1 protein-coding gene is annotated in these 221 nt (G+C 57.5%); it reads right to left on the reverse strand.

Translation table 11 applies throughout. From position 1 onward, the window contains the following. Positions 1–221, reverse strand: a 221-nt coding sequence (locus U859_RS0130145) for a collagen-like protein (RefSeq protein WP_029986311.1), incomplete at both ends; no start/stop codon positions are given.

Consider the following 221-nt stretch of genomic DNA (forward strand, 5'->3'; position numbering starts at 1 on the left):
TGAATGCCCTGAAGACCGGTATCGCCTTTTACACCAGGTAGGCCCTGTGCTCCGGTAAATCCCTGCAGGCCGGTTGCGCCGGTATCTCCCTTATCCCCCTTCTCTCCGGTTTCACCTTTGTCGCCTTGAATGCCCTGAAGACCGGTATCGCCTTTTACACCAGGTAGACCCTGTGCTCCGGTAAATCCCTGCAGGCCGGTTGCGCCGGTATCTCCCTTATC

The sequence above is a fragment of the Pedobacter jeongneungensis genome (assembly GCF_000633455.1).
Taxonomy (GTDB): Bacteria; Bacteroidota; Bacteroidia; order Sphingobacteriales; family Sphingobacteriaceae; genus Pedobacter; species Pedobacter jeongneungensis_A.